Consider the following 17,797-nt stretch of genomic DNA (forward strand, 5'->3'; position numbering starts at 1 on the left):
GGGTTTGTGTTCAAGATACAATATCCAACAGATCATCTAAAAAAAGAAGATGTTAATTCAAAGATTACTGAATTATCGGATGAAGTGCAATATATAGAGCAAGCTAGAGAATTTTCTCAACTTAAGCGTTATCGGAGATCTGATGTTGATTCCGAAAGTGGAAGTCAGATTAAGAGAATCGATGTTCCAGGAGACGGTAGTTGCTTGTTTTGGTCTGTTACTATGGCTTACTTAATACCCGTCAGAAACGACGATGCTTTATTTCGACAAAGGTATGAAGTACTATTTGGAAATGATGGAACTGTAACCCAAAATTTAGATCATATTAGAGGTTTGGTTCGGAATTTAGGTGCTGCGAATTATGATGATACATTTGCAAATTTAGTAAGAAACTTATTTCGTAATCGAGTAGTTGATCACATAAGTTCTTATAGAAATGAGTTCAGAGATTTTGTTGAAGGTGATTTTGAGCGTTACTTGGAAAACATGAGGAACCCTGATACTTGGGGAGGTGAACCTGAAATAAGAGCAATGAGTGGAATGCTTAGCGCAACGATTAGTGTTTCTGGTGAAGTTGAGACTCAATATGGTAATGGGGATATTCAAATACAATTATTTCATGTTGGTGCACCAGGTAAACGAAACCATTATAATTTTGGTCTTGAAAGGAATATTATTGATAATGATAAAGAGCTTGCAAAAGGCTTAAAAAGAGTCATGGGTAAAGTAAGACCACAAGACTTTGAGTTAATACAGTTATTGATAGAGGAAGCAGATAAAGAAGTTGGTATAAGCCGGCAAGATGAGGATTTTAAATCTTTTGAACCGAGATTTCAGTCATTTGTGGATCAGATTCCATCTTATTTACACTCTGTAGAAAAAGCAGGGTTTTTTACACACTTCTTCCTAGGTAGTTTTTCTACTTTGTTGGATACAGAGATGGCAAAAAAGCTAGACATCAAGGAGATTTATTTTAGCTTTGACGGTGCAAAGACTTTGAAGGTAGCTATTATAAAAAATGGTGAAATGAAGAGTCAAAAAGATGTGATCGATAAAGTAAAATTATTTGTTATATCAGAAAGTGGTTCTCATTCTTACACTCAAGAGTTTGATCAAGGTGAATTGAAGGAGGTATTAGGCAAGCTTTACTCTCTTATTGAAAATAACCTAGATAAAATTAAAGTTAAATCAATAAAAATCATTAAAGATGCCGGTCATCAGGGAGAAATAGTTGTTGATGTGAAAGATAAAGGAGTAGACATAGAACATAATTCTGAAGTTCAATTTAAAAAAGTGAGAAAAGGGTTATGGAGGGATCCCGAAGTCGATATAGCGAAGCTAGCTATTTCCAATCAGCGAACAGTTAAAGCATCTTTAAGGAGAATTCTTGATAAGATTTACACAATTCACTCCGAATATGCAGACTCACTAATCTATGCTAGCAGAGCACGTGAAGCAGCACATCATGGGTTTGCGGTAGGCGTTTTCATGAATTTCCACTACAGGTATAATTTTAGAGTCTACCCAGAGCAATTTGCAGGAAGGGGTTATGCAGATATTATCTTGCTGGCTCGTGGTCCTGATCGTGCATTGGATTCTATTCCCATTATTATTGAATTAAAAGCGGGAGCAGGTTCTAATGCTACTCCAGATAAGGCTTTGCAGCAAGCAGAAAAGTATGCACAAGGCTTTCAACCAAATATTCAGCGAGTTCTAACCACTGCAGATGACATTTTATGTGTTGGTGTCAATCTTGATAATCCATCTCCTATCTCTGATATTAAAGTATCAAATCGTGGGGAAGAAATAATTCCTCTTTTTCAAGATATGCTAAAATCTGCTGATGACTGGGATACGCAAAGGATTGGAACAATAGAATTAAAGGGACAGGTGAAAGATAATCTAGAACGTATTTATCATACGTTTCCTGGTACACCTGAGAAGGGAGATAAACATTATTTTAGTAGATTTTTACTAGGGCAATCACTATTGCTAAATAGAGTTGAAGATTTAAAAACTGGTTTTAAAAAATACATTTTTATCTATGGAGACAATATACCTACCGAGGTACGTCCTAATCTTCGTGGGTCTGGACGTTTAGCAGCTGAAAGAGCCAGGGAGAGATTGTCAGCTAATCTTGATGCGAGTCATGCAGTTGTGACAATGGTGCTCATTCCAGAAAATACAGAGAAGTTGGTTTATGTAATAAATATTGTTGAAGCTAACAGAAAGGATGTTCTGAACGGGCTGGATGAAGTGCTCCCTCTTGATAGATTAAATAGAGAAATAGGGAATAGGGAAATAATCGAATTAAATCTTAATTTTGATACTAGGTACAAGTCAGATTTTAAAAGATATCTTACTATTTGGACTGAAAAATACAATTCTTTACAAGAGTACAACAACGGAGATAATAGATTTCAAGGTACTTTTAAAGAAGTTACTTATCCTAATGAGTTAAAAGAAACATTTGATAAAGCACTAGATATCCAATCCTTATCAATAAGAGGATATAGTAGATTATTAGAAAAAATTGGAGAAGGAATCTTTCCTTTTAAGAGTCTCGTTAATAAAGAAGCTCATTTCCAGGGAATATTGAATGGAGTGTTTAGTTATTATAGTGACTTAAAATTACAGGAATCACCAGAAACTAGAGCATTAGTTTTAACTGAGTTTCAAACTGGTAGAGGGGAACGTATTGACATGCTAGTTCATGGTATTAAGTTTGTGGCTCAAGGTGGAAATGCTGAGGAGTACACTCCAATAGGGTTAGAACTTAAGGCATCAAGGCAGGGTAAAAGGGCTCAAGCTTTATTGAGGGAAGCAAATGATCAAATAAATGAAGAGTACAAAGAAGGTGTTACCTATAAAACACTTACAGATGGTGATGAGGTAAAATTTATCGGTGTTGTTTTCGATAAAGGATCTAATAATCCGAATAAACTTATTTTAACAAGTAGGACAGCCGAGGAAGGATTTATTCCTGTTGGAGTAGTTCATAGTTCACATCATATGTTGCCTACTGTAGGGCAGTGTTCTAAAAGAAAATCTTCATCGCCGGAGTATCCACCAAGTAAAAAGCCAAGAAGAGAAAGAAGTGTAAGTATGGCCTGCATAGATTCGTTTGATGAAGAAAAGATTACAAAGGAAGAAAAAAAGCAACGTGTTAAAGAGCTATTTGATATTGATAATGCTAAGGATTTAACTAATGAAATTGTAGATATAGGTCGTGAGCAAGTGTTTGATATGATAGGCAATGCTGATAGGACTGATGTAAAAGTAAAAGATAACAATGGTAATGATAAAAAATTGATAATAGGTGATATTATAGAAATGAAGAATGCAGAAAGATATTTTGTAGATGATTATAGTGATGGTATTGAGATCTTAGTAAAAGTAGGCAGAGATAAGGATCGCGTTATAAAAGAAAAAATAAAAGGACAAAATATTGAGTATTATTTAAGCATCGATGGCTATGAAGTAAAATTCGATGATATAATTAAAAATTTTACTACAGATGCAGAAAGAGAGAAAATTCATAATAAATTACATCAACTATCAAATGATAAGCAGTTGTTAGAGAATAAAAAATACATTGAAGATATAGGTGATGTTCAAACTAATCAAGATTACTCTAATATTGTAGAGGAAATTAAACAGAACTTGCTAGCAAAAGGTGTTAGGGAAGATACTTTTGATACGTTTAAAAATCATTTTGATGATCTTGGTGAAAAAGTTTTTGCAGATTATATTAGTAATGTAGAAAGCAGCCTTCAAGAAAAAGGAATTGCATTTGATCGTGATAAATTTGATTCAGCGAAAATAAAAGGAGCAAAAGGTGGAAAGTTTTTTTCCATGATGGCTATATATGACTTGCTTGATAGTATAGGTGATACAGCAACACTTGGACGACATGATAATAATGCTTTAAAGCAAGTATTTGGTATCAATGGTATACTAGATGCTATGGATGATGTTAGGACGAGTGTAAGTATTTCTTCTAATAGTAAAGTAGGAAAATTGATTAGTAAAGTACCACAACCTGTACGTCAAACGTTTGTTAAGATTATCAGTAACCCCATAGTTCAAAGTATTACATTTGCAACTATTGCTTATCAATTTGGGTATAGTATAAATGAAATAGCTCAAGGTAATCATCATCCATTAAATTATTATTGGACAGCTAGTAGTGGTGTAAAACTAGCAAGTATGAGCATAAGTCCTATAAGTGCAAGTGTTAGCTTTACAGTAAAAAGTGTAAGTGCTACTACTAAGATTTTAAGAGGGTTATCTGCTGCAGGTAAAGTTTTAGGTAGGGTAGCAGTAGTTACTATGGTTGCTGATGTATTAATAACAATTGGTGTAGAAGTTCATGAGAGAATAGAGTATACAAAAGCAATAGCAGAACAAGTACCTCTATTACCTGGTGGTGAACAAGCGGAAGTATTTTTTGCAGGGGTAATCAAGTTTTTTACAGGAAGAGATGTAGAAAAAGAATATGAAGACACAATTAGAATAAAAGGTTATTTAACTTACGTAAAAGAAGCAGCTATTAAACTGTTAAATGACAATTATGACATAGATGCGGTTGTACAATACGTAATCTCCATTGAAGAGAAATATAGTGAGGTGATTAAAAATATGGGTGCACAGGCTATATGTATTATGCCATCACCGTATGGTCCTGAGTGTGCGACGCAGATGAAGTGGACATGTGATTTAGAAAAAAAATATAAAGATATCTCTTTTGACAAGATCAATATAGCCTCTAGTGTAAAAAGAGATTTGTCTTCTATTGATATCTCTAAGATATTGACTATGACACCTTATACTTTGGTTATGAGTGAAGGTTGGGAAAGGTTTATCTGTGGTATAAAGAATAGTCCTCAATGCTATCAAGAGATTGAAGAAAAGAAAGTTTATGTTGTTAATACGGATGCAAAACATATCCCTCATCTAACAAAATACGAGTATGAAAATCTTGGCTTAAGAATTGTAGATGCACCATTAACAAATCCGATACAAAAATCTCAATGCAGCAAAACAATCAATACAAAGCACACAGGTGACGATGCGTTCGCTCCATGTAACAGTGGCAAAATTTATAGAAATTGTCAAGAGAGCTTTACTCTCTCAGGCGGACCTTTTATCTTTACTAATCCAACAAGAAAAGAGCATAGTAATACAAAAAAGCAAACATTTCCTAGAGGATCAGTATTATATATTTCAGGACCTAAAACATTAACAGCAGCAGCAAATTATCCAGCAGTAATGCATATTCCAGAGGGTAGTAATATACGTTATGTTGGCTCAAAAAATAATGAAACTATTTTTATTATTAATGACTATACGTCTGGTACTCTTGAAGGTGGACCAGGAAAAGAAAATACTCTAGTAATGAATGTTAAGGCTAATAATGTCGTTGCAAATTTGCATGGTAGAACTATACGTTATGGTAATAGTAATAACATAAGATTGGTTAACACATATAACTATGTGTCTAATTCTGACAGCAAGCAAAATATTACTACTCACTGTAAAACAAGATTGATTAATGTAAAAAATGCAGAAGTCTGGCAGAATTCATTTAACTGCACAGACAAAGATTATGAAGTTAGAGTAGTTAACAAAGAAAATGTGCATAACAGGGGATTAAAACAAACAATATTTGTTGTTAATGAAGATAGTGATAATGCTAAGATAGTAAGTGATTTGGGCAGTACAGGAAAAATAAAAGGAAATATTGACATAATAAAGGTTCAAGTTGCTAATATCACACAGTGGGGAATAAGTGAAGATATAGAAAAGGTCGGCTATAGCTTAGATGTTTTAGCTAATAATACACAAAGTATTGTTTCAAGTACTAAAATCAATGATTTTAAAAATCTAGTAATTCAAGTAAATAGCAATGGAATAACAGAGTCTGTTGCAATACAAGATAAGTCTTTGTCTGATACAATAGAAGATATTAGATATCAAGAGCTGAAAAGTTCAGGAAGTGATATTAGTAGAGAGGTAATACAAAATAGTGCAAAAAAGTTAAAAGCATTTATACAAGCAAGTATTCTAGACCAACAATTACTTGATACTTACCAAATTGCAAAAGATATTGTCAATAACAATAATTTTGACATACCAGTATCTCAAGTAGAAGTTATTAAAAACCATATGGGAGTACCTAGTGAAAAAGTGATAATTGCTGGCATGTACTCAGGTCAAGTCATTGTTGATTTTAGCTATAGTAGCTCTGACGTTACAAGTAGTTATCAGAAATACCTTAATGGTGGACGGAACTATGGTTATGATGACTATCTGATGCTGTGTAATTACTATCAGGACATTACAATAGAAGGAGAGAAAGGGCAACACCAGTATATTATCAAACTACCAGATACATTAAATAGCAAAACTTCATTGTCGCCAATAAGGCTCAATTTAAAAATAAAAAACAAAGTGGTGTCTTATCAAAACATACCTTATAGTATCATTGATTTTGCTGAGTTAAGTGTAACAGATGTTGATGGTATAAGCATAGAAGAAGGTAAAAGGGATTATATAAATGAATGTTATGGCAAATCAATCTCTGACCTTACAGAGGATAGTTTAAAGATACAAGATATTACAATATTTGATAGTGTAGGTACTAAATGGTCTTTATCCATTGGTTTAGTTGATTATTTTCAAAATCCAGAGAATCAACAAATTGTATTACGAATAAACAATGAGCTTTATAAAATTGATAGTACAAACTTAAGGCTTGAGCATCTAGAGATCAATCCTAGCTCTTTCAGATACTATCAACCAGAGGAACAAGGATTACAAATTTATCATAATCAACCTACTAATAAGAATGATGTTGGTTTAGTTGACTTTAGAGATAAGTCTATATTGGATTTTGATACAGAGATTGCTGATGATAGTTTAGTGTTATCACATAAGAATAATACCTTAGCAAAAGTAGAAAATTGGAATACCTATCAACCAGCAAGGGAAATGATGTTTGCTTTTAATGATACGATGGTTTCTAATTTGAAATGCATAGTCTCTACTTGTAATTCAGAAGATATTATAGAGGATTTTTATAAGGAAAAAGTAGATTTATTAAAAGAGCAGGTATTTAATGCAACATTGCAAAGAAATAATAGTAAAGCTGAGGATTTGATAAAAAAGATTAAAAGTATAGATATTGGAAATGAGCATGAATTAACACCTTTAAATATGGCTATTCAAGGAGGTAGGTTGGATGTAGTAAAAGTTCTTTTTGATAGAAAGGATTTTAGTGTTGAAAATAAGGACGCCCTTCCTCTGCACTTAGCTGCTCAGGAGGGTAAATTAAATATAGCTGAGTTCCTTATCGATAAAGGTTATGATATTAAAGATAAAGCTGAAGATAAAGATAGTAGAACACCTCTTCGTATAGCTGGTTGCAATGGTAATTTAGATGTGGTCAAATTCTTCCTTAGTAAGGATGCAACAAGTATTGAGGATAGAAACAACGATCCATATAAGATGATGGAAACGGTTAAGGTTTTAAAGAAGGAGATTATTAATCAAGCAGAAACCGTGCCTAACGTAAAAAGATGGGCAGAGTTTTTTGTAGAAAAGTTAAAATATTCAATAAAAAATGTAGTAAAAGAGAAGCTAAAGGATGGTATGTTACATGATCGTTATGGTTCGGTTAATACACTTGCTAATGACATTTATAATTTCGATCAAAGGTTGTTTAATAATACAATTAAGGGAGTTATAAATGACGTATATAGGAAAGTAGATACGAAAAAAATATTAAGTTGTGTAGAAAGCCATAATGATGTTAGTCAGCGTATATTGGGTTATGTGGCTGTATTTAACGCAATGCAAAGAAATAATGATTTAAATAATAGTGCAGTATTTAAGTTAGCTTACTATGTTAAAGAAGCAATCGAGATGAAGAACTATCCTGATGTTCATCAAGAAGAAAGATCTAACCTTGAGAAACTAAAAAGCAGATTGCCAGAATCAGTAAGGAATGCAGTATTTTCATCGAAAGTATGTATTAAGAATATTTATCAAGGTGAATATTTATATGCTGCTAACAAATGTTTCAATTATGATACCGACAGACGAATGGCATTTACTTGGACTCCAAAGAATGAAAAAAATGATAAGTTTAGGTGGAATATTAAACCTGATGGTGACAACTTTTATATAGTGAATGTTGCATTTAATGAAACTTTGTATGCTGCTAGTAACTATTTTAATTATGATAATGATAGACGAATGGCATTTACTTGGATTCCAGGTGAACAGGTTACACAAGGTGTGTGGAAGATTGAGCCTAACGGTGATAAATGTAATATAAGGAATGTTAAGCATAATGAGTATTTGTATGCTGCTGATTATGCTAAATATGACAAAGATAGGAGAAGAGTATTTACTTGGATTCCAGGGGGCAAGGTTATGCAAGGTGTATGGAAGATAGAAGATTGTGGGTCTAATGTAAGAAAAGTTAGAGATATTGTTAGTAATGCTAAGGGAGAATTAGATCAAGAATTGCTAGATGCTGTAAAAGTTGGAGATATGAGCAAAGTAAGAGATTCTGTCAATCGAGGAGCTAATGTTAATACTGAAGACAGAGATGGTAATACCCCTGCACGCAATGCTGTATTAAAAGGTCACTTTGGTATATTTAAATACCTTGTTGAAAATGGCGTTAGTTTAGAGGGTAAAGATCATCGTTGTCGCCCCTCTATATGTGATGCTTCTTATAGTGGTAATTTGGATATACTAAAGTACCTTATTGGGAAAGGCGTTGATATTAATGAGTCTGATAATAATGGTTGGACACCGCTACATTTTGCTGCATGGAGAGGCTACTTAGAAGTCGCTAACTTTTTAATAGAAAAGGGTGCTAATATTAACGTTGAGAACATTTTTGGCAGGAAACCTATACATGTTGCTGCTGAAAATAATAATACAAACATTATAGAATTTTTTCTCAGCAAGGGAATGAGCATCGATGATGTTGATAGATATGGTCGAACACCACTATACTGTGCTTCTTGGAATGGTCACTTGGGTGTAGTAAAGTACCTTGTAGAAAAGGGAGCTGACGTTTATACTCAAGACAAAGGTGGTAAAACATTACTAGATATTGCTACTCATCAAGAGCGCAGCGATGTTGTAGACTATTTAAAACAAGTGCAGCTAAATCAAGAATTACTTATTGCAGCACAATATGGTAATTTTGATGATGTTAGAGATCTTGTAAGTCAAGGGGCTAGCTTGAATGCTAAGTATAGTAATGGGATGACTGTTATGCATTCTGCTGCTTATGGTGGTAATCTGGATATAGTAAAATATTTTGTAGCAGATGCAAAAAATAGCTTAGAAATTAAAGATAATGGCGGTAGAGTTCCCCTGCACTATGCTGCTTACAATGGTAAGCTAGATGTGGTAAAGTATTTTGTAGATGAAGGGGAAGTTGATGTTAATCTAAAAGATAGTGATGGGCAGACAGCATTGCACATGGCTTCTGGTGGCGGCCATCTGGATGTAGTGGGGTATCTTGCAAGTAAGGGAGCAGATATCAAAGCTAAAGATAAGGATGGTAAGACACCGCTAGATATCGCCATCGACCGAAAGCATGATAGCATCGTAAAATACTTAAAACAAGCTCAATTAAATGAGCAATTACTGGCTGCAGTAAAAGATAGTGATTTTAATGAAGTTCAAGGCCTTGTAAATCGAGGTGCTAACGTTAATGCTAAAGATAAAGATGGTAAAACCCCTCTACATTATGCTTCATGTTCTGTTCATCATTTAGGTATGGTGAAGTATCTTATAAGTAAAGGTGCTGATATTGATGTTAAAGATAACAGTGGTAGAACTCCTGAAGATGAGGAACGTTATACTAATTCTGATACAATGAGGCAAGTTTTTATGCAAGCACACTTAGATAAAGAATTGTTACTTACTGTAAAAAATGAAAAAGATCTAAAGACAATTAGTGATCTTATTGCGAAAGATATTGACGACAGAACGCATGGTGGGTTTTATTATACTTGGAGTGGTAATTTAGGTACAGTAGAGTTTCTTGTTAGTAAAGATGTGAGTGTTAATGCGACTGATAAATATGGCTGCACATTACTACACTGGGCTGCATTGAAAGGTCATTCAGATATTGCTAAGTTTTTAGTTGATAAGGAAGCTAATGTGAATGCTAAGGATATACTTGGCAGGACTCCTATTCACTTTGCTGTTATGAATAATCACAAGGATATTCAAGATGTATATGGTAGAGGTTCTACATACACTACTGCTGAGAGCAGTGATGAAGAGGTTATACAACTTTTTCTCATGAGAGGAGCAAGTATTAATGAGGCTGATAAAAATGGTGAGACGCCACTACACTTGGCTTCTTGGGGTGGTCATTTAGATACATTGCAGCATCTTATAAATAATGGAGCTAATATTAGTACTAAAGATAGTAGTGGCAACACACCACTAGATATTGCTAGAGATAAGGGACATAATAATCTTGTACAGTACTTACAACAAACACAATTAATCCTAGATAAACAGTTATTAAGCGCAATAGGAAATAGTGATTTTAATAAAGTTAGAGGTCTTATTGCTCAAGGTGCTAATATTGATACCAAAGACAAAGATGGCAGTACACTACTGTATTCAGCTGCTGAAATCGGTGATTTAGATAGAATAAAATTCCTTCTTGATAATGGTGCTAATATTGAAACTAAAAATGGGGAATATCAAGCAACTCCTTTGCATGGAGCTGTGTTAAATGAAAGACTAAATGTGGTCAAATTGCTTCTTAATCGTGGTGCAAACGTTAACGCTGAAGACAAAGACAATTGGACACCTTTACATTATGCTGCTGATACCAACAGTCTTGATATAGTAAAAGTTCTTGTCGATGCTCATGCTAATCTTGATGCTAGAGGTGATTACGGCAAGGCACCGCTAGATATTGCTAGAGATAGTAGTATTGCAGAATATTTAGAGAAAAAACTCAATGAAAAAGGAGAAAAACCTGTGCAACGCAGACGCCGTCATCACCACGGGGATCACAATCGCAATCATAATCACTCATCACATAAATTCCTTTCTGTAGATTCAAGTAATCAACCTGGAATAGCAGCAAGTAGTAGCACAAGACCATCTTCATGGATAAATGATTTGTTTAGTTGGGTGAAAAGTTCTGTAGGTGGGTTTAGAGCTGTTTTACCTGAGGAAACATCAAGTACTACAAGTTCAATTTTACAAGTTGATGCGCCAATAGATGTAAATGGTACGATAATGTTACTTGATGTGCTTGTTAGAAAGGTAACGGGTCAAAAGTATATTTCTACAGTAGATCAGTCTATATCTCCACTAGAAGCAAAGGGCTATGCACTCAGTATTACAAAGGGATTTGAGAAAGTAGTAGAGCAAGCTGGATTAAAAAGTGGCATATCAATGCACCGGTTAAATATTGATTATATGGGAATGCAGAAAGAGATTACTAGAAAAGTCATGAGTGGTAAATTTAATGAAATTTCAGGGATTTTAAAATCTTATGTAGAGAAAGCGTGTCCTGATGAAGAAGCTGGTAAATTAAGTCCGAAGAAGTTTGACAAGTTTATGTTAGAATTTAATAGCAGACTAAATGTTGTACTAAATCAATCAATAGAGCAGATATTACACAACAGAGATGGTAGATTAGAAGTTGATGATACAAAGCAAATGAGTTTAGAGCCTCAAAGTTATTTAAGTAATGCTTCAGTTCACAGCCATTCAAAAGTATCAACTTGTCTTTCTGATGTAGGAGTAACCGAGCTTGGAAATACTTTGAGTAAGTAGATGAGAATATGGAAGGTATAATATGCCAAGTAGTGGAAAATTTAAAGTGAAGGTAGCCAAAATAATTAGGGATACCAGACCAAGTTTGATGGTCTTAATACTAAAATGAATGAAATAGATGTTACAGGTAATAATGCTAAGTGGTTAATGTGTTTTCCATATTGAACTTACAGTACATAGCTTTGATATAGAAGTTTGAGTAACGTTATGATAGTAATTTATATAATTCTTTGTGCAATCTTTATAGCTGTTTTAGACAGTTCATTAGACTCTTAATTAAGGGGTATGTCTAACTTAGGAAAGATTTTCATCAATGTTGAGGTGGATAAGTAGGAACATTATGTTTTTTCTTTGAGTTGTGAAATTTCAGAATGAGAGAGACCGGTGATTTGAGCTATAACATCTATAGAGACACCGGCCTTGAGTGAGTTTTTGGCCACAGCTATTTTAGCCTGTTGTTCACCCTCTGCTATACCCTCTTCCTTACCTTCAGCTCTACCTTTTTCATGGCCGATTTGGATGCCTTCTTTCTTGCCCTTCTCTTCTCCAATTTGGATGCCTTCATGTTTAGCATCATCGAGCTTTTGAGCAAGGACAGCCTGTTCATCACGAATACGTTTGATCTCTTGTTCGTAGGCTATAAATTCTTTTTCTGACCAGTTGAACCTATTTAGTTCTTCATATGCTCTTTCAATTATTAGATCACTTCCTATTATTCTCTCTAGCTCTTCTTCACTAGTTTCATCTGCATATCTAAAGAAGTAGACCCATTTTTCAACTATACTTGAAAGCTGATCTTCTTTGGTTTTTGGAAATTTAGGTAACTCAATAAATATAAAGTAAAAATCTTTTAGATCATGCTCATTAGTATCTTCATCGCGAATAGTATGCTTTGATTTGTACTCAGACTTATCAGGAAATAAAATACAATCTGCTATGGCAATAAAAATAACTTCCTTAAGATCATGGTATTGATCACCCTTGTCAGCTTGTCTTGAATAGGCTTTAGCAGCATAGTACTGAGCTCGTTTTTCAAAGCCTTTGGTTTTAGCGACCTGCATTTCAACTATCACTTGCAGCCCATTTTCATCTCTACAAAGAACATCGACAATGCTTTGTTTTTTAGAGGCAATATCAGGGTCTTGAATAGTATTTTAACTTTCTCTTTGCTATTCTTCATATCCCTAGATAAAAATTTCTTCACTAATTCTTGCTCTTCAGTTTTTCTTAGTAAATTAAGTAGTTCACTATCTTCATTTGTTTTAGGCAGCAGAACTTTAATATTCACTGATAATCCTTCTGCTATTTGATATAATTTGTCAAATGATATGGCAGTGTATCCTATTTCATACTCGTGTATTTCCTTGAGTGTTAAACCAACTTTGTTTGCTAAATCTTTCTGAGTATACCTTTTTATCAATCTCCATTCTCTTATTCTTTGCCCTATTCTGTAGTATATAGAATCAGTGCAGACTCCTTTCTCTGTATTATCATACTCGTAAATAGATAAGCCGGTTGCTTGGGAAATTATGTCAACTGAAACCCCTTCTTTCACTAGATTTTTTGCTATTTCCAACCTTGCCTCTTCTTGATTAATTTTTTCGCTAATATGAACAAACCTGACTAATGAAGGTACTATTTTGCCTAACTTTTGATTCTCGTATATTTTCGTTAGATAGAGTATTTCCTCGTCTTCATAGCTGTCTTCCCTTACTATTACTGGTTCAGGTAATAAATCTATAACGTCAACTGATAATACTCTTGCTATTATATATAGTACTTCAATTGGAATAGGAATATACCCATCTTCATAGCTGTTTACTTCTTGGTATGTTAAACCTATTTGACTTGCTAATCCTATTTGAGTATGCCCTCGCATTAACCTACAATTTTCTATTCTTTGCCCTATTCCGTAACTAACATTGCTTGCAGAAACAAACATTTATCCTCCATTTAAGAAAAAAACTTTATTGCTATAATTTTTTTACGAGCTATCCATCTAAAACCATATCAATAGATAAACCTACCGCTTGCAAAATAGTATCAATAGAAATTCCCCCTTTTACTAGATCCTTTGCAACTTTAATCCTTTCTATCTCTCTCACTTTCTCCTCACAAATACGTATCCCTTCAAACAAAGATTTTATTAGTGCATGACGTAGTTCTTGGCTCTCAATTTCTTTGTATTCTTTAATCAAATTCGGTAGCTCATTTTCCACTTTACTACCTTCATCTTCCTCTGTTAGTAGATCTGTAATACTAATCGATAATGTTTCTGCTATCTCATATAATTTTCCCAGTGGAGTAGCTACGCGTCCTTGTTCATAGTTGCTTATTTCGTCACGTGTTGTACTCATTTTCTCCGCTAAATCCTTTTGAGTATACTCTCTTCCATTCCTTTATCTTTTTGCCTATTTGGTAGTAGATAGAACCAACTTTTTCTTCAACACATTCATCAGCAGACAGACCAATTGTTTTTGCAACAATATCAACAGAAACTCCTGCTTTAACCAGACTCTTTGCAATTTTTATTTTTTCCGATTTTCTACTACTTTTCTCACTAACTTGGACAAATTTGGTTAGCAAACAAAACATCTTACGTAACTCCTGATCGTTAATCTTTTTATATTCTCTTACTAGATTTAATATTTCTTCTTCATCTTCAAGACAGCTTTTTGATACAGGAATAAGATCCGTAATACTGATTGATAGTGCCTCAGTTATAGCATACAACCTTTCAATTGGAACTCTACGATTCCCTTTCTCATATTGCAATATCACCCAGTATTTTACACCAATTTTCTCTGCTAAATCTTTCTGAGTGTACCCTCGCTCTAACCTCCAGCTTTTTAATTTTTCTCCCACTTTATAATCTAGACTTTTTTCCACAAAAAGAACCTTGCATATAATATTTTCTATTATAGCTCAAAGGCTCCAGATATAATAGCCAGACTCTGGAACCTTTAAATTAAAGTGCCCTACAAGTTTCTTTACTATTTTCACGTACTTTGTCTGCCCATGAAAACAATTTTTCACTTACTTCCTTCTGCTTTTCACTCCATATGCCACATCTAGTGAAACTACCTCTTTCTACCGCTTCTTTAAGTTTCACTCCTCCAAAGAGACAGTTTTTTCCTATTTCTTCGCCTCTTTTTTGTAACTCAGCCCACATTTCCTTATTTTCTACTCTCACTTGCACCTGATCTGCCTCTTGGTACAATATAATATTTAGCTTACCAATGCTTGTAGGAAATTCTAACATGATAGAGCTGCCATCTGAAATATCGGTATAGTTTCTTATACCTCCCTTCTCACTTTTAACTTCAACTGCATCATTACCAATTTTTAAGATATTACTTCCTAACTTTCTGTTTGCTTCCAGTATTTTGGCTACCTCTACCTTACTATTCCCAGAAAATTCTATATACGATGTTGTATTATCTATCTCAACATCTATTAATTCTCCTTCTTGCACAGCATTTTCGCCAGCTTCCTCTAGCTCTTCTAGTTGCTTATCTATCTGTGGCTGAACTTCTGGCTGTAGCTCATTATAGATTTCACCTATCAGTTTATTCTGCAGTAGAGTATCATGAAACTCTGCACCACTTAGCATTAATTTACGTATTAGCTTTTTACGATCAGCCTTATCAAATTTATGAAAATGTGTGCCCAGTATCACATATTCCGCGAAGCTCCATTCTCCATCATTACATGCATTTAGCCTTGCTCCAGAAGCTAGTACTTTGTCTATAACTTTGTGCAATTCATTTACGTTTTTTGCCTCTACTATAGAACTCTTAAACCAGCTCAGCTTCTCTGTATTTGGCTTTATTTTTTGCAAAGCTGAGGCAAATGGATTTTTATCTTCTTGATCACTTACAGGTTTTGTGCCATATATATAATCAAGTCCTTTTCCATAGTTGATTTGAACGTTTCTGCTAGGGAAAGGCATTGTATCTTCCAGTTTTATCTCCTTCTGGCTATTAATTTTACTCACAAATTTAGACTGCTCTATATCAACGCTTTCAAGAGCACCAAATATTTTCTTGTGATTAACATTAGTCTTTTTATTCTGATCTTTACTAGTCATATAAACCTCATATTAAAAATACTTTTTAAGTGTACAATAAACTTTGTTATTATACATTATATTACTCATTATAAATTAATATGAGTAGATTTGTAAATACTTTCTGCTATAACAATCCGTTTTCTCTAAAGCTAAAATAACCCCCACTTGTAATGATAATATGATCAAATAATCTAACGCTTACAGTACTACATGCTGCTGCTAAGCTCTTTGTTACTTCTTGATCTTCTTCTGAAGGTTCTAAACTTCCCCCAGGGTGGTTGTGTGACATTATTACTAATGTTGCATTCTTTATTAATGCTTTTCTTGTAATTTCCTTTATGTATACTGGTGCTTTTTCCATTTCACCAATATAGGATTCTTCTCCAATTAGTTGACGCCTTTTATTCAAGTACAGTATTTTTACACATTCCCTTTCTGAGTGGCCTATACTTACGTTTAAGTACTCTACTAGCCCTTGTAAGTCCATTATTGGCTCACTTTTGAGCTTTTCTCTCAGTACCCTTTCTAGTGTTTCCTTAACGCACATAATCATTGCTACTGCAGAATCAGTTACTCCTTCTATGACTTTCAGGTCATCCATTTCTCGACCTAAAATCCTTCCTACTCCTGCATAAGTATTCACCAGATTTTTAGCAATTTCTTGAGCTTGTGGCCTTTCATGTACTGCACTTAAAAATGTTTCCATTATTTCACGATCAAGTAGTGCTTTGCCTTTGCTTTCTAATATTCTGAATTCGATTTCTTCTTTACTTTTATTCATATAATTTACCCTTCACTAACAACAAACTTTTTTTAGATATTTACTGCTGTTTTTTATCAGCATTGGCATAAAGCCATAGCTTTCGAGTGAAGTCAAATCAATTTCTCAATCTTTTTTACTTATTTTTTCATCTAAGAGTAAAGATATTAATATATACTGATTTTTTATTTTAAATCTGTTGAATTTCGCCTAAAGAGAGGCCTATTGTTTTTAAAATAATATTGATAGAAATTCCTCCTTTCACTAAATCCTTTATCTTTTCTGCTCTTTTCACTTTTTCCTCGCAAATTTGTATGCTTTCAAACAGAGATTTTATTAGCGCATAGCGTAATTCTTGACTCTCAATTTTTTTGTATTCTTTTATTAAATCAGGTAGCTCACTTTCTACTATCTCATCTTCCTCTATGAGCAGATCTGTAATGCTAATTGATAATGTTTCTGCTATTGCATATAATTTTTCCAGTGGAATGGCCACACGTCCTTGCTCATAGTTGCTTATTTTATCACGTGTTGTATCCATTTTCTCAGCCAAATCCTTTTGAGTATACTCTCTTCCATTCCTTTATCTTTTTGCCTATTTGGTAGTAGATAGAACCCGTTTTTTCTTCAACACATTCATCAGCAGATAGACCAATTGTTTTTGAAACAGTATCAACAGAAACTCCTGCTTTAACCAGACCCTTTGCAATTTTTACTTTCTCTGCTTTCCTACTACTTCTTTCACTGACTTGGACAAATTTGGTTAGCAAACAAAACATCTTACGTAATTCCTGATCATTAATCTTTTTATATTCTCTTACTAGATTTAATATTTCTTCTCCCTCATCTTCAAGACAGATTTTTTCATTTGATACAGGAATTAGGTCTACAATACCAATCGACAATATCTCTGCTATAGCATACAACTTTTCAATCGAAATTTTTCGTGTTCCTTTTTCATATTGTAGTACTACTTGATACGTTACACTGACTTTCTTCGCTAAATCTTTTTGAGTATATCCTCGCTTTAACCTCCAGTTCCTTACTTTTTGTGCTATCTGATACCTTATTGAGATGTTTGCCATAAATATTATACATGTTAATACTACCAAACAAAGATATAC

5 protein-coding genes and 2 pseudogenes are annotated in these 17,797 nt (G+C 33.8%); 1 reads left to right on the forward strand and 6 read right to left on the reverse strand.

All coding sequences use genetic code 11. The annotated features are described in order from the left end of the window. Positions 1–6: 6 nt before the first annotated feature. A complete protein-coding gene (locus JKF54_RS01605; RefSeq protein WP_211908378.1) occupies positions 7–11,841 on the forward strand; it encodes an ankyrin repeat domain-containing protein in 11,835 nt (3,944 codons plus the stop codon). Positions 11,842–12,179: 338 nt separating this feature from the next. Here JKF54_RS01605 and JKF54_RS01610 read toward each other — a convergent pair whose 3' ends face one another. The 6 genes and pseudogenes from JKF54_RS01610 to wmk (JKF54_RS01635) form a co-directional block, all read right to left on the reverse strand. Beyond that, positions 12,180–12,989, reverse strand: a complete 810-nt coding sequence (locus JKF54_RS01610; RefSeq protein WP_246433258.1) for an Rpn family recombination-promoting nuclease/putative transposase — start codon at positions 12,987–12,989, stop codon at positions 12,180–12,182. Further along, positions 12,911–13,783: a WO male-killing family protein Wmk gene (wmk, locus tag JKF54_RS01615; RefSeq protein WP_211908380.1), complete on the reverse strand. Its 873-nt coding sequence runs from the start codon at positions 13,781–13,783 to the stop codon at positions 12,911–12,913. The genes JKF54_RS01610 and wmk (JKF54_RS01615) overlap by 79 nt, the downstream gene beginning before the upstream one ends. Positions 13,784–13,832: 49 nt before the next feature. Further along, positions 13,833–14,730, reverse strand: a pseudogene (gene wmk, locus JKF54_RS01620) (WO male-killing family protein Wmk). A 79-nt stretch (positions 14,731–14,809) separates the two neighbouring features. Next, on the reverse strand, positions 14,810–15,931 hold the full coding sequence (locus tag JKF54_RS01625; RefSeq protein WP_019236553.1) for a hypothetical protein: 1,122 nt from the start codon (positions 15,929–15,931) through the stop codon (positions 14,810–14,812). 106 nt (positions 15,932–16,037) lie between these two features. Next, positions 16,038–16,694: a JAB domain-containing protein gene (locus JKF54_RS01630; protein ID WP_211908248.1), complete on the reverse strand. Its 657-nt coding sequence runs from the start codon at positions 16,692–16,694 to the stop codon at positions 16,038–16,040. Between the two features lie 169 nt (positions 16,695–16,863). Further along, a pseudogene (wmk, locus tag JKF54_RS01635) lies at positions 16,864–17,758 on the reverse strand (WO male-killing family protein Wmk). Between the last annotated feature and the right edge of the window lie 39 nt (positions 17,759–17,797).

This window comes from Wolbachia endosymbiont of Spodoptera picta (assembly GCF_018141665.1).
GTDB lineage: Bacteria > Pseudomonadota > Alphaproteobacteria > Rickettsiales > Anaplasmataceae > Wolbachia.